This window comes from Bacteroidia bacterium (genome assembly GCA_020852255.1).
Classification (GTDB): Bacteria; Bacteroidota; Bacteroidia; order JADZBD01; family JADZBD01; genus JADZBD01.
The window spans coordinates 1-22,785 of sequence record JADZBD010000023.1 but is presented as its reverse complement, the minus strand read 5'-3'; the positions used below and the strand labels follow the sequence as shown (position 1 = coordinate 22,785).

At 47.6% G+C, this 22,785-nt stretch carries 19 protein-coding genes; 11 read left to right on the top strand and 8 right to left on the bottom strand.

Going from position 1 to position 22,785, the window contains the following annotated elements; translation table 11 throughout:
• Positions 1 to 149 precede the first annotated feature (149 nt).
• From IT233_12885 to IT233_12870, 4 genes are all read left to right on the top strand, one after another.
• Positions 150 to 968, top strand: a complete 819-nt coding sequence (locus tag IT233_12885; GenBank protein ID MCC7303528.1) for a universal stress protein — start codon at positions 150 to 152, stop codon at positions 966 to 968.
• A 96-nt stretch (positions 969 to 1,064) separates the two neighbouring features.
• Complete coding sequence (gene dnaE, locus IT233_12880) at positions 1,065 to 4,646, top strand: DNA polymerase III subunit alpha (GenBank protein MCC7303527.1); 3,582 nt, start codon at positions 1,065 to 1,067, stop codon at positions 4,644 to 4,646.
• Positions 4,647 to 4,711: 65 nt separating this feature from the next.
• Complete coding sequence (gene trxA / locus IT233_12875) at positions 4,712 to 5,032, top strand: thioredoxin (protein ID MCC7303526.1); 321 nt, start codon at positions 4,712 to 4,714, stop codon at positions 5,030 to 5,032.
• A 21-nt stretch (positions 5,033 to 5,053) separates the two neighbouring features.
• Positions 5,054 to 5,974 carry a DUF58 domain-containing protein gene (locus IT233_12870; protein ID MCC7303525.1) on the top strand — a complete coding sequence of 307 codons (921 nt, stop codon included), beginning with the start codon at positions 5,054 to 5,056 and terminating at the stop codon, positions 5,972 to 5,974.
• A gap of 4 nt (positions 5,975 to 5,978) precedes the next feature.
• On the opposite strand, the gene IT233_12865 is transcribed toward IT233_12870, so the two are convergent.
• The 3 genes from IT233_12865 to IT233_12855 all read right to left on the bottom strand — a co-directional run bounded on the left by IT233_12865 (position 5,979) and on the right by IT233_12855 (position 10,218).
• Complete coding sequence (locus IT233_12865) at positions 5,979 to 6,800, bottom strand: hypothetical protein (protein ID MCC7303524.1); 822 nt, start codon at positions 6,798 to 6,800, stop codon at positions 5,979 to 5,981.
• 105 nt (positions 6,801 to 6,905) lie between these two features.
• The gene (locus IT233_12860) at positions 6,906 to 7,766 is read right to left on the bottom strand and encodes a DUF4249 domain-containing protein (protein ID MCC7303523.1); all 861 of its coding nucleotides are present in this window, start codon (positions 7,764 to 7,766) and stop codon (positions 6,906 to 6,908) included.
• A 4-nt stretch (positions 7,767 to 7,770) separates the two neighbouring features.
• A complete protein-coding gene (locus IT233_12855) occupies positions 7,771 to 10,218 on the bottom strand; it encodes a TonB-dependent receptor (protein ID MCC7303522.1) in 2,448 nt (815 codons plus the stop codon).
• A 43-nt stretch (positions 10,219 to 10,261) separates the two neighbouring features.
• Here IT233_12855 and mnmD point away from each other — a divergent pair, with 43 nt between their 5' ends.
• The 3 genes from mnmD (at position 10,262) to IT233_12840 (ending at position 12,696) form a co-directional block, all read left to right on the top strand.
• On the top strand, positions 10,262 to 10,903 hold the full coding sequence (mnmD, locus tag IT233_12850) for a tRNA (5-methylaminomethyl-2-thiouridine)(34)-methyltransferase MnmD (GenBank protein ID MCC7303521.1): 642 nt from the start codon (positions 10,262 to 10,264) through the stop codon (positions 10,901 to 10,903).
• A gap of 99 nt (positions 10,904 to 11,002) precedes the next feature.
• On the top strand, positions 11,003 to 11,953 hold the full coding sequence (gene trxB, locus IT233_12845; protein MCC7303520.1) for a thioredoxin-disulfide reductase: 951 nt from the start codon (positions 11,003 to 11,005) through the stop codon (positions 11,951 to 11,953).
• A gap of 14 nt (positions 11,954 to 11,967) precedes the next feature.
• A complete protein-coding gene (locus IT233_12840) occupies positions 11,968 to 12,696 on the top strand; it encodes a hypothetical protein (GenBank protein ID MCC7303519.1) in 729 nt (242 codons plus the stop codon).
• A 56-nt stretch (positions 12,697 to 12,752) separates the two neighbouring features.
• Here IT233_12840 and IT233_12835 read toward each other — a convergent pair whose 3' ends face one another.
• The gene (locus IT233_12835; protein MCC7303518.1) at positions 12,753 to 12,947 is read right to left on the bottom strand and encodes a cold shock domain-containing protein; all 195 of its coding nucleotides are present in this window, start codon (positions 12,945 to 12,947) and stop codon (positions 12,753 to 12,755) included.
• A 195-nt stretch (positions 12,948 to 13,142) separates the two neighbouring features.
• On the opposite strand from IT233_12835, the gene IT233_12830 reads away from it, so the two are divergent.
• Positions 13,143 to 14,684: a GH3 auxin-responsive promoter family protein gene (locus IT233_12830; GenBank protein MCC7303517.1), complete on the top strand. Its 1,542-nt coding sequence runs from the start codon at positions 13,143 to 13,145 to the stop codon at positions 14,682 to 14,684.
• Positions 14,681 to 15,334 carry a LysE family transporter gene (locus IT233_12825; GenBank protein MCC7303516.1) on the top strand — a complete coding sequence of 218 codons (654 nt, stop codon included), beginning with the start codon at positions 14,681 to 14,683 and terminating at the stop codon, positions 15,332 to 15,334. Before IT233_12830 ends, IT233_12825 begins: the two co-directional genes overlap by 4 nt.
• Before the next feature lie 32 nt (positions 15,335 to 15,366).
• Here the strand turns inward: IT233_12825 and IT233_12820 are convergent, their stop codons facing one another.
• Positions 15,367 to 16,032: an OmpH family outer membrane protein gene (locus IT233_12820; GenBank protein ID MCC7303515.1), complete on the bottom strand. Its 666-nt coding sequence runs from the start codon at positions 16,030 to 16,032 to the stop codon at positions 15,367 to 15,369.
• Positions 16,033 to 16,177: 145 nt separating this feature from the next.
• Here IT233_12820 and IT233_12815 point away from each other — a divergent pair, with 145 nt between their 5' ends.
• The gene (locus IT233_12815) at positions 16,178 to 17,419 is read left to right on the top strand and encodes an ABC transporter permease (protein ID MCC7303514.1); all 1,242 of its coding nucleotides are present in this window, start codon (positions 16,178 to 16,180) and stop codon (positions 17,417 to 17,419) included.
• Positions 17,420 to 17,471: 52 nt separating this feature from the next.
• On the opposite strand, the gene IT233_12810 is transcribed toward IT233_12815, so the two are convergent.
• The 3 genes from IT233_12810 to IT233_12800 are packed head-to-tail and all read right to left on the bottom strand — an operon-like array spanning position 17,472 to position 18,586.
• Entirely contained in the window at positions 17,472 to 17,918 is a 447-nt protein-coding gene (locus IT233_12810; GenBank protein ID MCC7303513.1) for a 50S ribosomal protein L9, read from the bottom strand.
• 26 nt (positions 17,919 to 17,944) lie between these two features.
• Positions 17,945 to 18,211 carry a 30S ribosomal protein S18 gene (locus IT233_12805; GenBank protein MCC7303512.1) on the bottom strand — a complete coding sequence of 89 codons (267 nt, stop codon included), beginning with the start codon at positions 18,209 to 18,211 and terminating at the stop codon, positions 17,945 to 17,947.
• An 18-nt stretch (positions 18,212 to 18,229) separates the two neighbouring features.
• Positions 18,230 to 18,586 carry a 30S ribosomal protein S6 gene (locus IT233_12800; protein ID MCC7303511.1) on the bottom strand — a complete coding sequence of 119 codons (357 nt, stop codon included), beginning with the start codon at positions 18,584 to 18,586 and terminating at the stop codon, positions 18,230 to 18,232.
• 144 nt (positions 18,587 to 18,730) lie between these two features.
• On the opposite strand from IT233_12800, the gene IT233_12795 reads away from it, so the two are divergent.
• The gene (locus IT233_12795) at positions 18,731 to 22,774 is read left to right on the top strand and encodes a gliding motility-associated C-terminal domain-containing protein (GenBank protein MCC7303510.1); all 4,044 of its coding nucleotides are present in this window, start codon (positions 18,731 to 18,733) and stop codon (positions 22,772 to 22,774) included.
• Positions 22,775 to 22,785 lie beyond the last annotated feature (11 nt).

The window sequence follows — 22,785 nt, the reverse complement described above, 5'->3', positions numbered from 1 at the left end:
CGAAGATCGAAAAAAAACAGGTCACCGGCAAATAAATTTGAGGCTTCTGAATACAATAATATGCTCTTTTTCAGTAATTTAACCTATTTATTTTATGGTTTTAGACCAGAATTCTATCTTTGCACCCCTATCTAATAACAGTCCCAGCTATGCCAAAGAAGAACTACATCCTTGTTCCGATCGATTCGACCGAACAAACCATTGTTGCCCTGAAACAATCTTACAACCTGGCCCGCTATACCCATTCAGAAATCGTGATGCTGCATGTATTTGAGAAGGACGAGACACGGGAGGTTGAGTACATGCAGAATCTGGCAAAGGAAGTGGAAAAGGAGTCTGGTTTATCTGTAAAGGTGCGCTATGCTTCAGGAAATGTTTTTAATGAGACCATTAAAATCGCCGATGAACTTGAACCGGTTCTGATTGTGCTGGGACTAACCTCTCATATGTCTACCAAAGACATGATTGGCCAGAGTGCATCCAAATTCATTCGTGAATCGAAGCATCCGGTGATTTCAATCCGCGGAACAGATCACCGCGACGGCTGTGAGAACATTCTACTTCCCCTTGACCTCACAAAGGAAACCCGCCAAAAAGTGGACAAAGCAATCGAATTCGCTAAATATTTCAACGCAGCCATACGTATTCTCTCTGTTTTCTCATTGAAGGATGCAGAGTATGAAAATAAAATTCTGGCTTACTCCCATCAGGTGAAAGCCTACATTAAATCCAAAGGCATACCCTGCACGAATAAATCACTGGCTTCGGAGGATATTGCAGAGACCGTTGTGGCGTATGCCGACAAAATTGAGGCAGATCTAATTATGATCATGACGAAGGCGGAGCTCAATTTCAAGGAATTCCTGGTAGGTACCACAGCTCAGAAGATAGTGGATGATTCAGCCATTCCCGTTCTTTCCCTGCGACCCGCTAAAGACACCAGCACGGTGATCTTCAACCCGTACTAGTCCGGAGAAATTAACCCTTCCCTTGTTCATATTCCTTAATAAATCAGGGAATAAAAACCGGTTGTTTCCTGTAATTTAGGGGAGCTTCAACCCCCTATGAATTTCTCTCACCTTCACGTTCACACGCAGTATTCACTGCTTGACGGAGCAGCCGGTATTTCCGAGTTAATCCGTAAGGCGAAGGAAGACAACATGCCTGCCGTGGCCATCACAGATCACGGCAACATGTTCGGTGTTTTCGAATTTGTGGCACAGGCCGGCAAAGCGGGAATCAAGCCCATAGTAGGTTGCGAATTCTACGTGGTAGAGGACCGTCATAAAAAACAATTCACCAAGGATGAACGCGACAAGAGGTACCACCAGCTTTTTCTCGCTAAAAACGCTGAGGGATATAAAAATCTCGTGAAACTCTGCTCGCTTGGTTACACAGAGGGCCTTTACAGCAAATACCCGCGCATTGATAAGGAACTGGTGCTGCAGTACCACAAAGGACTGATTGCTACTACCTGCTGTTTGGGAGCCATGGTACCGCGCACGATCCTCCGGAAGGGGGAATCCGAAGCAGAACAGGAATTCAAGTGGTGGCTTGATCTGTTCGGGGAGGACTATTATATCGAGTTACAGCGACATGGAATGAAGGAACAGGACCGTGTGAATGAAATTCTCCTGCGCTGGGCCGAAAAGTACAAGGTGAAGGTGATTGCCACCAACGACTCCCATTACGTTGATCAGGAGGATTCCAACGCTCATGATATTCTTCTCTGTATCAATACGGGCGAAAAGCAAAGCACGCCCAGTTCGAAAGAATTCACAGATGACGACAATTCATCAAGGGGAAAGCGATTTGCATTTTTTAACGATCAGTTCTTTTTTAAGTCAACCTCCCAGATGACGGCACTGTTTCAAGATGTTCCGGCCGCCATAGAGAACACCAACGAGGTGATTGGAAAGATCGAGACGTTGAAACTGAAAAGAGATATTCTACTGCCGCACTTTCAGGTACCGGACGGATACGGAGACATGGATGCCTATCTACGGCATCTCACCTTCGAAGGGGCGAAGAAACGATACCGCGACATCACGCCAGACATTGAAGAACGGTTGAATTTTGAATTGTTCACAGTCAAGACGATGGGCTTCGCCGGCTATTTTCTCATTGTTGCTGATTTTATAGCAGCGGGGCGAGACCTGGGCGTATTTGTAGGCCCGGGCCGCGGAAGCGCCGCCGGAAGTGCCGTAGCTTACTGCATTGGTATCACGAACATCGATCCCATCAAATACAATCTGCTCTTTGAGCGATTTCTGAATCCTGACCGGAAGAGCATGCCGGATATTGATACTGATTTTGATGACACCGGCCGGCAAAAGGTGATTGATTATGTAGTAAACAAATACGGACGGAACCAGGTAGCGCATATTGTGACCTACGGCACCATGGCAGCCAAAATGAGCATCAAAGATGTGGCGCGCGTACTGGACCTTCCACTGAACGATTCCAACGCATTGGCGAAATTGGTGCCGGAACGTCCGGGTATTAAACTGCATCGGGTATTGCACGCACCGGTAAAAGGTGAAAATTCGCTGGAAACAAAAGAAAATCTTCAGTCGGATGAGATCGAAAATGTTAAACGCCTCCGCAGCATTTATGAAGGATCTAATCTGGAATCGCAGGTACTCCATGAGGCGGAAGTGCTGGAAGGATCCGTTCGCGGAACAGGAATTCATGCAGCCGGAATAATCATCGCACCAACGGATCTGAGTGATATTATTCCTGTTTGCGCTTCGAAGGATACTGAATTGCTCATCACCCAGTTTGAAGGCGGAATCATTGAAGAGGCCGGTGTAATCAAAATGGATTTTCTGGGGCTGAAGACGCTTAGTATCCTGAAAGATGCGTTGGCTCTTATTCGCGAGAATCACGGAAAGGAAATAGATCTGGACACCATTCCGCTGGATGACAAAAAAACGCTCGAATTGTATCAGCGTGCCGATACCAACGGAACATTCCAGTTTGAATCGCCCGGAATGCAGAAATATCTCCGCGACCTAAAACCGGACAAGTTCGATGATCTCATCGCAATGAACGCACTTTTCCGGCCGGGTCCGCTTGCTTACATTCCCAATTACATCAACCGGAAACATGGCAGGGAAAAAGTCAATTTCGAACTTCCGGAAATGGAGGAATATCTGAAGGATACGTACGGCATCACCGTTTATCAGGAACAGGTAATGCTGCTTTCACAAAAGCTGGCCGGGTTCACAAAAGGAGATGCCGACACGTTGAGAAAGGCGATGGGGAAAAAGCAAAAGGATGTGCTGGACAAAATGAAGGAGAAATTCATCAGAGGGGCCACAGAAAAAGGACATCCGGAGGATAAACTCAGCAAGATTTGGACAGACTGGGAAGCCTTCGCGCAATATGCGTTCAACAAATCACATTCTACCTGTTATGCCTATGTAGCGTTTCAAACCGCATGGTTGAAAGCACACTACCCTGCCGAATATATGGCTTCGGTGCTTACTCACCACGTAGGCAATATTGATAAGATCACGTTCTTCATGGAAGAATGCAGGAGAATGGGGCTCCAGGTGCAGGGACCGGATATCAATGAAAGCGAGTTGCGTTTTTCAGTGAATAAAAAAGGGGAGATCCGATTCGGACTGGGAGCCATTAAAGGTGTGGGTGAGGCAGCCGTGGAGGCTATCGTCAACGAACGAAAGGCGAATGGACCCTTCAAGGATATGTTTGATTTGGTTTGCCGGATCAATCTCCGATCTGCGAACAAGAAAACATTTGAATCCCTCGCTGTTTCAGGTGCATTCGATAATATGGGCAATCACCAGCGAAGCAGCTTTTTCCATCCGGCGCCCGACGGCAGTATCTTTCTCGAAAAACTTCTGCGATTCGGCACCCTTACACAGGAAGGTTCAAGGCAATCCCAGAATTCCCTTTTCGGCAATTCCGTTGAAGTAAGTATTCCAAAGCCGGAATTTCCCAAATGTGAACCATGGGGATCCCTTCAGCAATTAAAACTTGAAAAGGATGTAATCGGATTCTACCTGTCTGGTCACCCCCTCGATAATTACCGGATGGAACTGAAACATTTCACTCCGAACCGTATTCAGGATCTGAAAGACCTTCCAAAACTGAAAGGTCGCGAACTGGTGATTGCAGGTCTGGTAAGCAGTGCCTCCCATCGTGTTACGAAGGCCGGAAAGCCCTTTGGTTCATTCATACTGGAAGATTTCACAGAGGCTATGGAATTTGCGTTGTTCGGTGATGACTATGTACGCAACAAAGGGTATCTGAATGAGGGATATTTTTTACACATGAGAGTGAGAGTTCAGAACCGATTTAATCAGCCGGATCAGTTCGAGGCCAAAGTGATCCATTGCCAGCTCCTGAATGATGTAAGGGAAAAATTTGCCAAGCATTTAACCATTACATTCCCGGCGGGTACGCTGTCGGAAGATTCCATCAATAGCCTGCTGGAAGGAATTCAGCAAAATATCAAAAAGCACAAGCAGCGAAATTGCCAGCTCCGGATTTCGATCACCGACCCCGATGATAACTTATTCGTGGATTTCCCTTCAAGAAAATTCCGTGTTTATCCTGATAATGAGCTTATTGACATAATTGAAAAGGATAAAAACGCGGGCTATAGTTTCAATCGCTAAATGTCAAATTGTCATTAACTTTGGGGTGGCAAGCAAATTGACTACTGAACAATAAACAACTGAATATGGCACTCGAATTAACAGATTCAAACTTTGATCAACTGGTTATCAAGTCAGATAAGCCTGTATTGGTAGATTTCTGGGCAGAATGGTGCGGACCCTGCCGCATGGTTGGTCCGGTAGTAGAGGAACTTTCCAAAGAATATGACGGGAAAGTGGTGGTAGGAAAGGTAAATGTGGATAACAACCCTGCTATTTCTGCGCAATTCGGAATTCGCAATATTCCGACACTTTTATTCTTCAAAGGAGGACAAGTGGTGGATAAGCAGGTTGGCGCTGTTCCGAAAAGTGTGCTGGCCGGGAAGCTGGAAGCACAATTAAAGTAACCCTTTTTACGTTCAGAACAGGTGGCGATCGATCAACAGTTGGTACGCCCTTTCTCCGGCCTGGAATTGCTGGCCCGGCAGGTGGTGGAGGGTTTCATCACCGGATTACATAAGAGTCCGTTTCACGGATTCTCCGTGGAATTCGCAGAACACCGCTTGTATAATACAGGTGAAAGTACCCGGCATATTGACTGGAAGCTGTTTGGGCGTACAGACAAACTTTTTGTAAAACGCTATGAGGAGGAAACGAATCTGCGTTGCCAGATTATACTGGATGATTCCTCTTCCATGTACTTTCCTCCCACAGTGGATCTTGCCCCCGGCACCTTTAATAAAATCAGTTTCTCTGTTCACTGTGCCGCCGCTCTAACCGAACTGCTAAGGCGCCAGCGCGACGCTGTTGGCCTTTCCGTTTTTTCTGAAGAGGTTGAACTACATACGCCTTCCCGATCCGGGCAGCTGCACATCCGGATGATCTATCACGAATTGGAAAAGGTACTCGCTGCAGTAAGCGACCGGCGAAAAACTTTTGCCATCAAAGCGCTGCACCAGATCGCTGATGCTGTACACCGACGAAGCCTCGTAATGATCTTTTCAGACATGTTCGAAAGCAGTGAACATACGGAAGAGTTGTTTTCTGCACTGCAGCATCTCAGACACAATAAACACGAAGTAGTGCTGTTCCACGTAACCGATAAAAAGCGAGAGCTGGATTTTGAATATGAAAAGAGACCCTACCGCTTCATTGATACGGAAACGGGGGAAGAAGTACGCGCCAATCCCGCAGAGGTAAAAGAAAATTATATCCGGAGCATGCAGGCTTTTCGTAAACAATTGAAGTTACATGCCGCTCAATACCGGATCGACCTCGTAGAAGCCGACATCCACGATGGATTTAATCAGGTACTGATGACGTATTTGCAGAAAAGATTGAGGATGTGATCTGTCAGACTTTTTTGACGCCCATCTTCCGGTTCATGCAATCGAAGTGCCACTGGTAGTTCCTCATATAATCAATACCGATGGTACCGCATACCTTGAATTTCATGGACTTTGTATCCTCCGTGGAGAAGTCCTTTCCTTTGATTACCGTGAACAGCTGATCATTCTGAGTATATTCTCCAACCTGAACGCTCCGTCTGGAATTATTCTTAATCTTTCCCTTTTTCGCACCATACTTCGAAACAATGTGCGATCCGCTCACGCCGGAAGAAAAGGAAAAATAAAGCCCGTCCTTCCCATTTACAGTGATGCTACTGTAAAACATACTACCTGCCACCTTTGCGTCTATCGCCGCGTCAGACCCGATATTGCTTGCTCCTCCCTTAGTGGTGTAAACATCTATCGAAGACTTCTTAAAGTCAACAATCAGGTAGTTGTTCCTGAATACAGGGTATAATCCGATCTTCCCCCCGTATATCTTTCCACCAAACTGTCCGGACATTCCTGCATGAACGGAAGGCTCCTTTTCAATGACAGCGTTGATACCTGTTGTTTTTTTATCAGAAATCTCAACAGAAAAATAACTGTCCTCTGAATATCCTACCTTATCGGAAAGTTCCCTGGAAAGCACCACCGTTTCCGTGCCCGTATCAAAAACAAAATAAGCCTCAATGGTGTGTTCCTTATATTTCAGCTTCCCTTCAAAGAAAAAAACACCACCCGCCTCTTTCAGCTTAATGCTATACAAGGGTCCGCCTGTGGTCTGGCTCTGTGCCGCAATGCCCGTAAGGACCATCCATACCAGCAGGGTAAACAATTTTCTCATAAATCTCTGATTGATCTCGCATTACAAAAAAAGCAAAATAATCCTGTCTTACCAATTCTATTTTAATACATTGACTTTCAGATAGATAATATCCTACTTTCTTCCCTATGGGACATTCGTGATCAATGTATCGAGAAAAACACCATACCCGCAGAACACTCCCAGGGCTTCTCCCTTCGGAAGAATATTTGACTTTACATTTCCGGGGGCAGCAAACGGATTTCCCCCGCTGAGCACCTGCGTTTCATATGAACGCCAAAACTGGTAAGAGGGATCGTCAATACTCGTAAACTTCACCACAATGGTATCATCCTTCTTAAAATAGTACGCCTCCTCATTATTATCGTCCGGTGCATCTGAATCGGGTAGCTGCCCGCGGTTGTACGCAAAATCAAAATCCTGTCCGTCAATAAATTTATCCTCAAACGCGGAACCGAATGGAGCGATAAAATCCTGATCCTTGTTGAGTCTCTTCGCAAACCACCGGTAAGCGTTTCCGGTTCCTTGAGGTTCCTGAAAATTCGCCCATACATATCCCAAAGAATCCATGGTGCCCTGTACCTTGAACCAGAGCGAGTCCAGTGGTACCGGGCCGGGTATCGTAGTAGTAGAGGTATAAACCTTATTATTCCAGGAAATATTCAGTGTATAGGTTGTTCCTACCTGCCCGGTGATTGTACTTCCCGCATAAAGACCATACATAAAGTGAGTAAGCGTGTCGGTGGTAACACCGTTGCTGACCGTAACAAATGCATCGGTGACAATGTAATTCAATAAATTATTAAGGTCGTAATCGCCGAAGAATGCGGCGTTACGCGTGAGGACTACCCATGCCGTTTGGCCCTGCTCAATTCTGCCGTCCACGCAGAGTTTCTCGCTGTACTCCGGCACATCCACTTCTATATCCTTCACGCAAGAGGTGAGGAGTATGGTGAAGGGGAGAAAGAATAATAAATACTTGATCATGTTTTCAGAATTTAAAATTCCAGGTGACACTGGGAAGGATAGGGAAAAGCGAGACCTGTTTAGCAGACATACTCAGGTTGCCATCGTAAATACTTCCGGAGGTTTCAAAATAAATGAAATACGGATTTTTTCTGTTGTATGCATTGTAAAGCGCAAATGTCCAGCTCGTCTCCCAGGGCTGATGTTTAGCTGTCCATTTTTCCGCATCGAACGTTTTTCCCTTCTTTACTGTCCGCCTTTCAGCACGCACTTTTCGCCGCTGCTGCCTTTTAACTTTGTCAGGCGTGAAGGTGGCCGAAACATCCAGGCGGTGGTAGGGGACAAAGCGATAGGAGTTGCGAGGCCCGTATTCGTTGACGAGATGTCCTTCTATAAAATAAAAGGAAGACGGAAGTGTACCGGTATTTCCTGTAGCAAAAACCCAGATCGTACTGAAGGTCCAACGCGGACTGTAATCGTAGGTGAGTACCACCGATATATCATGCCTGCGATCGTACTTTGCCGGAAATTCATTTCCTTCATTGATTTCATCAAACTGCCGCATCGTCCATGCCAGCGTATAACCGATCCATCCGTTGATCTTTCCAAATCTCTTTTTTATGAAAAACTCTGCGCCGTACGACCAGCCGTCCCCGAAGGTAAAGCTGTTATCCGGGTTATCCTTCACGTCGTCCTCCGGTTGTGTTCCCTCCTTATATTCAATCATATTTCGCATGTCCTTATAATACACTTCAACGGAAGTCTCATACATATTCTTTTTAAAGTTCTTGAAATAACCTGCCGAGTACTGAGTACCTATCTGCGGCTTGATCACTTCAGTGCAAGGCATCCACACGTCTGTTGGGAGTGATACACCCGAAAGGGAAGCCAAATGAATGTACTGATAATTCCGGGTATATCCTGCTTTCACGCTGGAATGCTCATCAATGATATATCGCATTGAAATCCTCGGCTCTAACCCACCGTAATCCGCTACTTTCTGGCCCTTTTTATATTCTACAGAATCCATGATCTTGCCCTGCAGATCTTTAATATATCTCTTGAAGGGACCGATTTGCTGAAATCCGGAAAACCGGATCCCTGCATTGATTGAAAACAAATCCGACACTTCCCATTCATCGTTAATGTAAACCGCCGCCTCGTGTGAATACAACCGAACGATGTCTCCGAGATTGAATTCAACGTCTCCGGAACGTGCGGTGGCATTGGAAGGGGTAAACGTGTGATAAATATAATTGGCACCAAATTTTACCTTATGCTTCACATTCGGAAACCAGCTGAAATCCAATTTCCCATTCAGATCCCGTATCCCGGAGAACAACCTGAACTCGAACTGACTTTGCGTGGCACCAAACTCGAACGTATAATTGCTGAAGATGGCTGAAGTATTCATAAATAATTTATCGCTGAACAAATGGTTCCACCTTAATGAGCCGGTGGCGTTTCCCCATGGAATATCCGTTTCGAAGTCAGATTCTTTATCCTTGAAAATAAATTTATCTCTTCCGAAATACCCGCTCAGGAAAATCCGGTCTTTGTCTGAAAGCCGGTAATTAATCTTGGTGTTCAGGTCATAGAAATAGTATCGCGTGCCTGCCAGCGGTTTGTCCTTATCAAGAAAGGGCTGCAGGAGAACATCAATGTATGTTCTGCGGCCGGAGATGATGAAGGAGGATGTATCCTTTTTGATCGGGCCCTGTATGGTAAAGCGGGAGGCGATGTTCCCGATTCCGCCTTCAAAAACAAATTTCTTCAGGTTCCCTTCCTTCATGGATATATCCAGAACGGATGAGAGACGGCCTCCGTAATTAGCAGGCATATTACCTTTTACCAGCGTTACATCCTTTACGGCATCGCCGTTGAAAACCGAAAAGAATCCCATCAGATGGGAAGCGTTGTACACAACGGCCTCATCCAGGAGGATCAGATTCTGGTCAGGACCGCCTCCCCGCACGTAAAATCCGGAGTTTCCGTCTCCCGCACCCTGTACCCCCGGCAACAGCTGGATCACTTTTAGAATATCCACTTCCCCCATGAACGCCGGCAGGTTCTTTATCTGATCTACCTGTACGGTAAATGTTCCCATCTCTGTTCCCTTCACGTTATTATCTTCCTTCTCCCCTACGATTTCCACTTCCTGAGAAACAATGGCATCTGCCTCCAACTCGATATTCAAACGCAGATCTTTATCCAGTACAATCTTTTTTGAAAACTTTTTGAACCCGATATATGAAACATCCAGAGTATATTCTCCTTTATCCAGCGTGATGGAATAAAACCCGTACGAATTGGTATTGACACCCTTTCCCAGTTCACGGATTACTACCGGAGCGCCCAGCAGTACTTCTCCGGTGGCGGCCTCCTTCACATATCCGGAAACTGTGAATTTTTGAGCGTCTGCCACGCCGCACAGCAAGCACAATAAAAACACAATCTGACAGAGGTAATTCATTGAGGGTGCAAATTTACACTTTATTGTTTTGTAATTTTCAGCCGTGGATAGAACAAGAATTGTCACAGCTGATGGATCACCAAGTCTTTTCGTACCTGAATTGAACGAGACCTATCACTCCCGTCATGGAGCGGTCACTGAGTCGGAGTATGTGTTTATTGAAAATGGTCTTCGGCAGTGTACAGATCGCGGCACATTGCATATCCTGGAGGTGGGAATGGGTACTGCATTAAATGTGCTTTTGACCATGCAGCACAGGAACGACCGCATCATCCGATACACAGCACTGGAACCCTATCCGCTGGAAAGGCACGAATGGGAAAACCTGCAATTTACGTGTAACCGGAACGGGCACTTTGAAACAATTCACAATCAGGAATTTGAGAAAACATGTGAAATTGCTCCCGGATTTTTTCTTACAAAACACTGCCTTAAACTCCTGGACTTTAACCATGAACCGGAATATAGCCTTGTATATTTTGATGCGTTTGCTCCAAGCCGGCAGCCGGATATGTGGACCCCGGAAGTGTTCAGGAAAACTTACTCGATCATGCGAACCGGCGGCCTTCTCGCTACCTACTGTGCCAGTGGAAATGCCCGCAGAAGCATGGCCGAAGCCGGATTCAGTGTCAGCAGACTCAAAGGCCCTCCGGGAAAGAAGGAAATGCTGCGTGCCGTCAGATAAGTCTCAAATCCCTTTCCCTCAAGGTATTTTGTTCTCCTCCTGGGTTTTAAGAGCCTGTTATTTGCCCTATATTTGCATCCCCAAGAAAGTATCATTTATATGAGTGAAAAAATTGAACACCTGAAATGTCTGATCATAGGCAGCGGTCCGGCAGGTTACACCGCAGCGATTTACGCCGCCCGGGCCGATATGCAGCCGGTAATGTATATGGGAGGTGAACCCGGAGGACAGCTAACGACCACTACAGAAGTGGACAATTTTCCGGGTTATCCAACAGGAGTCAATGGTTCTCAATTGATGGAGGACCTGAAAAATCAGGCGGAACGATTCGGTACAAGAATCAGATCCGGATTAGCAACAAAGGTGGATTTTAAAGGCCCTGTTCATAAGGTGACTATTGACGAGAAGACCGAAATACATGCCGATAGTATCATCATTGCCACCGGTGCGAGTGCCAAATGGCTCGGATTACCCTCTGAACAAAAACACCGCATGAATGGCTCGGGCGTTTCGGCCTGTGCCGTATGCGACGGTTTTTTTTACAAAGGGCAGGAAGTGGCCATTGTGGGAGGAGGAGATACGGCAGCAGAAGAAGCAACTTATCTGGCCAAACTGTGTAAAAAAGTATACATGATCGTGCGTCGTGACCAGTTGAGAGCTTCAAAAGCTATGCAGACCCGTGTGCTGAATACACCCAATCTGGAGGTGCTTTGGAATTCTGAAACCAAAGAGATCACAGGGGTGAATGCAGTAGAAGGGATGGTGGTAAAAAATCTTCAGACGAAAGAGGAGATATCCATTCCCATTACCGGCTTCTTTGTTGCTATCGGTCACAAACCAAACACTGATGTTTTTAAAGACTGGTTAAATCTCGATGAATCCGGCTACATTAAAACCATTCCCGGCACCTCGCGTACAAATGTTGAAGGAGTTTTTGCCGCCGGAGATGCACAGGACAAAGTGTACAGACAGGCCGTAACCGCTGCAGGTTCCGGTTGTATGGCGGCGCTGGATGCCGAACGTTATCTGGCTGCAAAAGGAATTCACTGAAGAATATTCTGCTCATGACAAGCCCCGGTCTGATCCTGTTCTCTTCACTTCTTCTTACCCTGACAGCCATGTCTCAGGTCAGGAAGGGCGACACGTATCCTGTGGCTAAGGTGAAATATGATAGTGCCTACGGACTGGTCATGTATGAAAAAATGAATTTCTCTCTTGGAGGAGATTCGGTTCGCTATGATAAAAAGGGTTATTCCGCTACCGGATGGTACGAGGATTATTATGAAGGTGGCGCTGTTCTTCATAAAGGCTACTATGCCGAAGGCGCCCTGAAAACTTACCAGAATTTTTATTCCAACGGGCAGGTAGAGCGTATCTTCAAATCTGATTACAACAAATCCAGCATGAAGATCTATTACAGCGATGGGAAGATGAAGGCCGACATTGAATACTCCGGTGCTAATGTGATAAAGGAAGCAGACTATTACCCGAACGGTCAGATGGAGTTCATTGAAGAATACAATAAGGACGGGATATTCATCCGTAATAACTTCTACAATGAGAATGGAAAACCCACTTCCACGCTCGAACTACTCGAACCAAAGAAACTGGTCTACGAAAAGAAAGAATATCACGACAACGGAAACATTAAGGAAGCCGGAAAAGTAGTTTACAACAAAGGAGCGGGCGATTACCAGCGCGAAGGAAAATGGCTGGTTTATGACGAGAATGGAAAAGCGGTCACCGAAGTCCTGTATAGTAAAGGTGAAGTGGCCAGCGAACGTAAACTCTGAAAAAAAATAACCCCCTGAAACCGACGGCTTCAGGGGGGTGATCAATGTGTGGGGTATTAAGAAATCTTCTTAACGTTCACAGCATTCAGACCCTTTTTCCCTTCGGTTACCTCGAAAGTAACAGAGTCATTCTGTTTGATCTGATCAACGAGACCTGTGGCATGCACAAAATACTCCTGCCCGGTTCCGTCCTCAACAATGAAACCATAACCCTTGGAAACATTGAAGAATTTAATTTTACCTGTTTTCATTTTAAAAATTGAATTTTAAATTAGTTCGCAAATTTATTGAATTATTTGATATCCAGCACCTACCGGCAAAAAAAGCCTGATTTTGAGGTGGTTTTGGGTCTCCATTTTATACACCGGGACGGAAATTATCCGGCTCCAAAGGGAGGTATATGTCACACGGCCTGATTTTCTTACCTTGTACTGAATATCAGCACTATGGCTATCCTGGGTAAGATCCTTAAGCGTACGATCAACATCGGCAACAGGATTCAGTCACCCGGACCAAAAGATGCCTGGCAACAGCAGAAAAAAGTGCTGAAAAAGCTTCTGACGCGTGCGGAATACACCGCGTTCGGCGAGCAATATGGATTTACCCGCATTCTTAATGAAAAAGATTATACCGGCGAATTCCGGAAGAGTGTTCCTGCATTCGACTACAATTCCATTTTTAAATCATGGTGGTACAGGGCACTCAACGGCGAGTCCTTTGTGTGCTGGCCCGGCCAGATCCGGTATTTTGCGCTTAGTTCAGGCACCTCTGAATCGTCAAGTAAACATATCCCGGTTACAAAGGATATGCTGAAAGCTATCCAGCGAACCAGTGTCCGGCAGCTTCTATCTCAGGCGCATTACGATCTGCCCTCCGACCACTTCGAAAAGGGAGTATTATTAATCGGAGGAAGCACTCACCTGAATTACAATGGCAGTTATTATGAGGGCGATCTGAGCGGTATCACCGCGGGGAATCTTCCATTTTGGTTTCAGCACTTTTACAAACCCGGACGACAGATTAGCAGGGAACGAGACTGGAATAATAAACTGGAAGAGATTGTACGAAATGCCAGGGAGTGGGATATCGCATGTGTGTGCGGAGTGCCCGCATGGATCCAGATCCTTCTAGAGCGCATTATTAGTGAATACCATCTCTCAACGATTCACGACCTGTGGCCGAACCTGAGGGTGTACGTAACCGGCGGTGTCTCCTTCGAACCCTACCGTAATGGCTTTGACCGCCTGATGGGAAAACCAATGATCTACATGGAGACCTATCTGGCTTCAGAAGGCTTTATCGCGTACCAGGACCGGCCCGATTCGGAAGGTATGCGGCTCGTAACCGACAACGGGATTTTTTATGAGTTCATCCCCTTCAATTCAGATAACTTCGATGCTGACGGAACCATGGTGGCCAATCCGGTAGCACTCACTCTGAACGAAATTGAACCCAATACCGAATACGCCCTGCTCATGTCTACCTGTTCAGGAGCATGGAGGTATCTTATCGGCGATACGATCCGGTTTCTCGATACAGACAGAAATGAGATTGTAATCACCGGCCGCACCAAACATTTCCTCAGTCTCTGCGGAGAACATTTATCTCAGGACAATATGAATAAGGCCATTTCCATGATCTGTCAGGAAATGAATATTGACATTAAAGAATTCACTGTTGAGGGCATCGAACATTCCGGAATGTTTGCACACCAGTGGTACATCGGAACAAACGATGCCGTGGATCCGAAGGTGCTCAAAGCACGTCTGGATGAAAATCTTAAAACACTCAATGATGACTACCGTGTGGAGCGCATTGCCGCATTGAAAGATGTTTTCATAAAGATTTATCCGCCCGAAGTATTCTACGGTTTCATGGAAAAAATCGGAAAGATCGGCGGACAACACAAATTTCCCAGAGTGCTGAAAAAGAACAGAGTCAGTGAATGGAAGGATTTTCTGAAAGACTCTAAAGAAACTATGAAATGAATCCGGTGGTAGAAGCCATTCTTCAGGGGGCGGGCCTGGGTCTGATGCTGGGATTTTCTTTCGGCCCGTCCTTCTTTGCACTGCTGAAAACCAGCATGAACAAAGGCTTTCGTTCCGGCCTTGCGCTGGCGATTGGGATATTCATTTCAGATCTGGTGTGCGTAGCACTGGCGCTGTACGGAGCAGCAAAGATCCTCGACACTCCAAACAATAAACTGATTGTTGGGATTGTCGGCGGCACTGTTCTTGCTGTATACGGTTTCGTTACCTTTTTTCAAAAGAAGAAAACCCAGGCAGACGAAGAGGGTAACATTGATATCCCTTCTGTGAACTTTCCTCTTACCATCATAAAAGGATTTCTGCTGAACATCCTGAACCCTTTCGTATTCCTGCTCTGGTTTGGCTGGGTTGCAGGAATTTCCGGGAAAGAGAATTTCACACCTATGCATGTGATGATCTTTTTCGCTGTTGCCTTAAGTACCGTGCTGGCAACGGACATCGGAAAGGCCCTGGCTGCAGGGAAAATCAAACCCTTGCTTACACCCAAGTTCTTTAACGTTGTGAACAAAATACTGGGCATTGTAATGGTGATACTGGGAATCGTGATGGTTTACAGGACCTACGGACTGATTGCTCCCTTACAGCCGTAAAATTCACGCCCTTGCCGCTTAAAGATACCTGCTTATTTAGGTAGTGTCGGCTGCTTTTTATTCTTCGTATAGTCCTCGTTCAGAATCTCCAGAACCTGTCGCGTCACATCAAGCTCGTCACGTATTCCGAGAGCGCCTTCACCTTTAGAAGTATAGGTCAGCACACAGGAATAGTTGTTCTTCGCCACGAACTCCTTGAAGAAGTCGTACAGCTTCTTCTGCACCGGCTCAAGCTTTCGTGCTTCTTTTTCCTGCTTTAATCCAATGTTTCTCTCCTCATTCTCAATACTGGTCTTCTCCTTCATCAGCTTCTCCTCTATGCCAATAGCTGTTTCCTTCGGAACTAAGCCCTTCTCCGCTTTGCTGATGTAATCCTGCATATCCGTCTGATAGCGCATCACCCGTGCCTTGAAGCTGTTTTCCATGTTTTGAAGATTTCGCTCTATCTCATCGCTCACGTCCTGGTAATACTGATACTTCTCCAGAAGCGTGTCAATATTCACATACACTATTACGGCCTCCCCTTGTACTTTGGTTACTTTTACATCTGAAGCCAGTTTTTCCGGCGTAGTTTCAACAGAAACACTATTGGTTTGTCCTTCCGGCTCCGGACCGGTACCTGTATTGAAATGGAGAACATACAGGACAATAACTGCAATGGTCAGAAACACATTCAGGATCAGCGAAGCATTCTTCATATTAACGTATTTTCATCCAAAGATACATGGAAAATGTTCGTCCCGAACGGGTTCAGTTTAACGGAACAGTACCCCCCTCCCATGTGCTTTGAACCGCTCGTCCGAATTAAGTAAAGGAAAGCTCGAAATCCATTATTTTGGCTATATGAACGCCGTTTTCAGGGAAAACATCAGCATTGCGATCCGGTCTATCCGAAGCAATCTGTTGCGCACCATGCTAACGATTTTTATCATTGCATTTGGCATCATGGCACTGGTGGGAATTTTAACCGCTATTGATGCCATCAAAGGTTCTATTAACAGCAATTTCACCAATATGGGTGCCAATACCTTTACCGTCCGGAACCGTGAGATGAGTGTTCGGATCGGTCGAAAAGGAAAGCGCCCGAAACGGTACAGACCAATTTCATATGATGAAGGAATGACTTTTGTGCGGGAGTTTAGTCTGGGACAATCCGCATCGCTTTCCACATTTGCTTCCGGAAACGCAACAATAAAATTCGGGGAAGTAAAAAGCAATCCCAACACCCAGGTGATTGGCGGCGATGAAAATTACCTGGCTACAGCAGGGTATGAGCTTGAATCGGGAAGGAATTTTTCCACCCAGGATATATTGAACAACACACACGTAGTAATTGTTGGTCAGGATGTAATTAAAAGTCTCTTCAAAAAAAAGGAAAAACCCCTGGAACAGGTAATCCATGTCGGGGCCGGAAAGTACCGCGTTATCGGTATTTTGAAAGAGAAAGGGAATGCCTCCGGATTCGGCGGAGACCGGATTTGCATCATACCTCTTGGAAACGCCAAACAGTATTTCAGCCGTCCCAATATGTCCTACACAATTTCTGTAATTGCCAGGGATGCCATGCAACTGGATTATGCAGTGGGTGAGGCTACCGGACTAATGAGAAAAGTAAGAAAGGTGCCGGTGGGAGAAGAAGATAATTTTGAGATCACAAAAAGCGATTCCCTTTCGCAGTTGCTTATTGAGCAACTTACGTACTTCAACTGGGGGGCGATCATCATTGGCATCATCACGCTTGCCGGCGCAGCCATCGGCCTCATGAACATCATGCTTGTTTCCGTAACAGAACGCACCCGGGAGATCGGAACACGTAAAGCAATCGGTGCCACCCGCAACACCATCAAGAATCAGTTCTTAATGGAGGCGATCGTTATCTGTCAGTTAGGTGGGATCGCGGGTATAGTTTTGGGAATTATTCTTGGTAATTCAGTGGCGCTAATGGTGGGAGGAAATTTTTTGGTGCCATGGAACTGGATGATCGGAGGTGCGCTGCTTTGCCTTGTTGTGGGAGTGATCTCCGGATATTATCCCGCTGTTAAAGCGAGCAAACTGGATCCCATCGAAGCGTTACGATATGAATAAAAAATCCCGGCCAGCAATCTGACCGGGATCATTCAGTATCTGAGGCAGGGTTCTATCCTTCCACCACCTCGAAAGTGATCTTTGCGATGACTTCTTTATGCAGCTTGACGCTGGCCTGATAGCTTCCAACTGACTTGATTGCTTCCTCATCGAGGCTGATGTTCTTACGTTCTACATCAAAGCCAAGTTTCTTGATCGCTTCAGCGAGCTGGATGGCATTCACGGACCCAAAAATTTTCCCGGACTCTCCAACCTTTGCTCCTACTTTCACAACCATTCCCTTGAGCTTTTCGGCAGACTTCTCCGCCTCATCTTTAATCCTTGCCTCTTTGTGAGCACGCTGCTTCAACACCTCTGCATGAATCTTTTTGGCGTTGTCATCTGCCATCACCGCGAGACCGCGTGGAATAAGAAAATTTCTTCCGTACCCCGCCTTCACCTTCACTACGTCGTCCTTGCTTCCCAGCTTACGGACGTCTTGTTTCAGAATTACTTCCATCTGTTTTCGTTTTTAGGGATTGGGGTTCATTTCAAAAGATCCGCAACGTAAGGCATCAAAGCCAGATGCCGTGCGCGCTTCACTGCCTGTGAAACCTTTCGCTGATATTTCAGCGAAGTACCGGTTAAACGACGGGGCAAAAGCTTACCCTGCTCGTTCACAAACTTCAACAGAAAATCAGGATCTTTGTAATCTATATATTTGATACCCGCCTTTTTAAAGCGACAGTACTTTTTTTTCTTAACCTCCACTGCAGGAGGGTTCAGATATCGAATGCCGGAGTTATCAGCCATTTTCTTTTTCGTTTAGGGTTAATTGGAAGAGGATGCCTTCGCTTCCTTGCGCCGGTTCCTTCTTCGCTCCGCATAAGCAAGAGAGAAACGGTCCAGCTTTACCGACAGGTAACGGAGCACACGCTCGTCACGCCGGAACTGAAGCTCAAGTTCGTCTACTAATGTACCCGGACCTTCCCACTGTACAAGGTGGTAGAAGCCGGTATTCTTCTTCTGAATGGAATACGCCAGTTTGCGCAGTCCCCAGTGCTCTTCGTGCACCACCTTGGCACCCAATGAGGTAAGCAGCTTTTTGTACTTACCTACCGCCTCCTTTGCCTGCTCATCAGACAAAACGGGAGTTAAAATGAAGACGGTTTCGTAATGGTTTGCCATTTTTGATTGATTTTTAGTGTTTTATGTTGTTCCCCTGATTTTATGGGGGTGCAAATGTAAGTGAAAATTTATCATCTCCCAATACAACTTTTAGTCCCGGTCAGTTGTCTACTCCTAAAGCGTGTTCTAAATCGTTCAAAGCCCATGAAAAGCCTCATCAAAAACAGATTCCTTTCTATTTTTATAGCTCTGGGAATCAACTCATTGGCATTTTCTCAATCAGTTACCAATTTGCCACTAATTGATGATTTTCCTCCCCTTGGAACCTGTGGGGTTCCCGTTCAGGCACCCCCTCCCAATACTCCAAGCCCCCAAAACGGTAATGGATCTCATGGGCAGACCTTCAATTTGTCAAAATGCGGACTGAACTACACGCAAGCCACACTGCGTCTTGGCAAAAGAGGATCTCTTGCCGGAGTGACTCAGCCTGCTACTTACGCGATCACCGGAATCCCGGTATGCCGAACCATAGAACGTGCGTATCTCTACGCCTCACTCACAGGAACCCCCGTTGCATTCAACGTAACCATCACCAACCCAGCCAGCCAGTCCTTCACCTTCCCTGCAGTAAACATCGGAACAGGGGCTGACAAATGCTGGGGATACGGTGGATCAACTTCTATCCGGGTAGACGTAACAACCGCTATCACCGGAAACGGAAATTACATTGTCAGCGGATTCCCGACCAACCCTCCCACTGCACAAAAAGACACAGACGGCGCCACGCTGTTCATCATCTTTTCCGATCCTACCGCAAATTATCAGGGACACATGATCATCCACGATGGAGCCATTGTTGGAATCGGAGGAAATACTACTTCCGGAATCACGGGTATCAACGCATGCGCCACCTCCATTTACGCCCGTCTGTTCATCATGGCCGGAGATTTCCAGCTAGCAGGTACTCAGATTTCTTCTACACTCGGACCAAACTTTGCATGTCCGTGGAACTGGTGGAACTACAACGAGGGCGCGGTAACTGTACCCGCTGCTACCGCAAACGCTACTGTTAACTGTTTGATCGCGCCGGGAGATTGCTACCTATGGGTCGTAACCGGCTTGTATTACCGAACCAATACCTGTACAACCTGTCCCTTGCCCAATAGTTTAACGCTTACTCCGAGTATGGTTCCGGCCACCTGTTCCAATTGTAATGGTTCAGCATCGGTGACGGCTACGGGAGGCAGTGCGCCCTATACTTATTTGTGGACACCAACCAATCAAACTACTCAAAACGCTACGGGACTTTGTGCAGGAACCTATACGGTTACTGTTACCGATGCCACGGGATGTTTAAGTGCCACTACTACCATCACGGTGACCTCAGCCGGAGGCGGACTCACGCTGACACCCACCATCACCAATGTGCTTTGCAACGGACAGTGTAACGGATCGGTTGCGTTGACTGTAACCGGCGGACAGGCTCCCTACACTTATGTATGGACGCCCAGTGCGCAGACCACGGCCACAGCCACGGGACTTTGTGCGGGAACCTACACGGTAGTGGTGACCGATGCAGCAGGTTGTACCTCCACGGGCAGCTATACCATAACACAACCCACAGCATTGCAGATCGCGCCCACACAAACCAACCCGGTTTGTAACGGGGCATGTACGGGAACCGCCACGGCCACCGCCTCGGGCGGCACGCCGGGATACACTTATCTGTGGACACCGGGCGGACAAACCACGCAAACCTCCACGGGACTATGTGCGGGTAACTATACCGTTACTGTGAGCGATGCCAACGGATGTACGCGCACCCAGACCTATACCATTACTCAACCCACGGCGGTAACGGCTTCCGCTACGAGCACTCCTGCCACCTGTAACCAGAACAACGGATCGGCCACGGTAACGGCCTCGGGCGGCACGCCGGGGTATACTTATTTATGGACCTCCTCGGGACAAACCACGCAGACAGCCACAGGACTTGGCCCAGCCACCTACACCGTAACGGTTACCGATGCCAACGGATGTACGGCAACCACAACAATAACAGTAAGCTCCTTTGCAAGTCCGATACTTACCATTACAGGATCTACCAACGTAACCTGTTTTGGCGCCTGCGACGGAACCATCTCTACAAGCGTAACGGGCGGCACGCCTCCGCTTACCTACAGCTGGACTCCTTCGGGCGGCAATGGCCCTAACGCCACGGGACTTTGTCCGGGCACCTACACCGTTATGGTGAGCGATGCCAACGGATGTACCTCCACGGGTGTGGCCACCATTACCGAGCCCCCTCAGCTTACGCTTACCACGGCGGGCTTCTCGGCATTGTGTAACGGAGCCTGCAACGGACAAGTAGTATGTATTCCGGCCGGGGGCACACAGCCTTATAATATTCTGTGGACACCGGGTAATGCCACCACGGCCTCGGTCAACGGACTTTGCGCCGGTACTTACACGGTTCTCATCACCGATGCCAACGGATGTACGGTAACCGACACGGCCATTGTATCGCAGCCCGCAGCGCTGGCTGCCACCACCACGGTGGATACCTCCCATTGTAACCAGCCCGACGGAGAGGTCTGCGTTAATGTAACGGGCGGTATTTCTCCTTACAGCTATAACTGGAACTCCGTTCCTGCACAAACCACGGCTTGTGCCACGGGACTCACTCCGGGACAGTACTGCGTAACCATTACCGATGCCAACGGATGTACGCTCACGGCCTGCAACACGGTACCGCTGGCACCGGGAGTGGTACTCACACTTACATCTTCCACCAACGTGACCTGCTTTAACGCCTGCAACGGAGATGCCATGGTAACGGCTACGGGCGGAGTAGGTCCTTACACTTATGCATGGAACACGGTTCCTGTTCAGAATACTGCCACGGCCACGGGACTCTGTGCGGGAACCTATACCTGTACGGTCACCGATGCGTCCGGATGTCTTGACACGGCCACGGTAACCATCACGCAACCACCGCAGCTCTTAGTTACGGTGACCAACCCTGCGCCCATTTGTATCGGACAGTGCGTAACGCTCACAGCTAACATCACGGGTGGCACTCCCACCTACACCACCACCTGGGCTCCCGCCGGACCCAACGTATGTCCGACGGTTACCACGGTGTACACGGTAAACGTAACAGATGCCAACGGCTGCACCACCACGCAGCAAACGGTAACCGTTACGGTGAACGATCCTCTTTCCGTATCTGCTTCGGTAAACCCCGGAGCCATCTGCGTGGGCAGTTCCGCCACACTCACCGCAACGGGTCTTGGCGGCAGTGGCACGGGCTACACCTACACCTGGCAGCCGGGTAACCTCAACGGAAACTCTGTCAACGTAACACCCACGGCCACCACCACCTATACCGTTACGCTCACCGACAATTGTAACACTCCCTCGGCTACAGCCACGGTAACGCTTGTGGTGAACCCTTCGCCGGTGATTCCCACCATTGCACCCAGTGCGGGATGTGCTCCCTTGTGCACCACCTTTACCGATCTTACTCCCAATGCCGCCTCCTGGAACTGGACCTTCAGCGGCGGCTCACCTGCTTCCGCTACTACTTCACCCACTCCGCAGGTATGCTGGGCGCTTCCGGGAAGCTATAACGTGGTGCTCACGGTGACCGATGCCAATGGTTGCAGTTCCACGGCCACGGTTACCACAGTAACGGTTCATCCCAACCCCATTGCAGGCTTCACGCCCAGCCCCGACAGCGTATCGGTGCTCGATCCGGAGATCTGCTTTACCAATACCAGCACCAACGCGATGACGTACTTCTGGGATTTTGGTGATCCTCAGGATCAGAACAACAACTCCACGGCAGCCAATCCCTGTCATTTGTACAGCGACACGGGCATGTATTGTGTGAAGCTGGTGGTAGCATCACAATACCAGTGTGTGGACTCCATTACGCAGTGTGTGTATGTGATGCCCGACTTCACCTTGTATGTTCCCAACGCGTTTACTCCGGATGGAAACGGCAGCAACGATTTCTTCCTCCCCAAGGGAGAAGGCATTGACGAAAGCAAGTTCGAGATGTGGATCTTCGATCGTTGGGGAAATAACATCTGGTATACACAGCAGTGGGGCAAGGCCTGGGATGGGAAAGCCAACGGAGGAAAGGATATTGCGCAGGAAGATGTGTATGTCTGGAAGATTGTGGTGTACGACTTTCTCGGAAAGAAACACAGCTATGTGGGTCATGTGAGTCTGATCCGGTGATCAGAAACAAT

What these genes read in the sequence shown, in the direction of transcription:
- dnaE (MCC7303527.1), top strand. Translation starts at nt 1,065, where the DNA reads ATGAATTTCTCTCACCTTCACGTTCACACGCAGTATTCACTGCTTGAC.
- IT233_12830 (MCC7303517.1), top strand. Translation starts at nt 13,143, where the DNA reads ATGGCTATCCTGGGTAAGATCCTTAAGCGTACGATCAACATCGGCAAC.
- IT233_12840 (MCC7303519.1), top strand. Translation starts at nt 11,968, where the DNA reads ATGACAAGCCCCGGTCTGATCCTGTTCTCTTCACTTCTTCTTACCCTG.
- IT233_12800 (MCC7303511.1), bottom strand. Translation starts at nt 18,586, where the DNA reads ATGGCAAACCATTACGAAACCGTCTTCATTTTAACTCCCGTTTTGTCT.
- IT233_12835 (MCC7303518.1), bottom strand. Translation starts at nt 12,947, where the DNA reads ATGAAAACAGGTAAAATTAAATTCTTCAATGTTTCCAAGGGTTATGGT.
- IT233_12815 (MCC7303514.1), top strand. Translation starts at nt 16,178, where the DNA reads ATGAACGCCGTTTTCAGGGAAAACATCAGCATTGCGATCCGGTCTATC.
- IT233_12865 (MCC7303524.1), bottom strand. Translation starts at nt 6,800, where the DNA reads ATGAGAAAATTGTTTACCCTGCTGGTATGGATGGTCCTTACGGGCATT.
- IT233_12795 (MCC7303510.1), top strand. Translation starts at nt 18,731, where the DNA reads ATGAAAAGCCTCATCAAAAACAGATTCCTTTCTATTTTTATAGCTCTG.
- IT233_12855 (MCC7303522.1), bottom strand. Translation starts at nt 10,218, where the DNA reads ATGAATTACCTCTGTCAGATTGTGTTTTTATTGTGCTTGCTGTGCGGC.
- IT233_12825 (MCC7303516.1), top strand. Translation starts at nt 14,681, where the DNA reads ATGAATCCGGTGGTAGAAGCCATTCTTCAGGGGGCGGGCCTGGGTCTG.
- trxA (MCC7303526.1), top strand. Translation starts at nt 4,712, where the DNA reads ATGGCACTCGAATTAACAGATTCAAACTTTGATCAACTGGTTATCAAG.
- IT233_12810 (MCC7303513.1), bottom strand. Translation starts at nt 17,918, where the DNA reads ATGGAAGTAATTCTGAAACAAGACGTCCGTAAGCTGGGAAGCAAGGAC.
- IT233_12860 (MCC7303523.1), bottom strand. Translation starts at nt 7,766, where the DNA reads ATGATCAAGTATTTATTATTCTTTCTCCCCTTCACCATACTCCTCACC.
- trxB (MCC7303520.1), top strand. Translation starts at nt 11,003, where the DNA reads ATGAGTGAAAAAATTGAACACCTGAAATGTCTGATCATAGGCAGCGGT.
- IT233_12885 (MCC7303528.1), top strand. Translation starts at nt 150, where the DNA reads ATGCCAAAGAAGAACTACATCCTTGTTCCGATCGATTCGACCGAACAA.
- IT233_12805 (MCC7303512.1), bottom strand. Translation starts at nt 18,211, where the DNA reads ATGGCTGATAACTCCGGCATTCGATATCTGAACCCTCCTGCAGTGGAG.
- IT233_12820 (MCC7303515.1), bottom strand. Translation starts at nt 16,032, where the DNA reads ATGAAGAATGCTTCGCTGATCCTGAATGTGTTTCTGACCATTGCAGTT.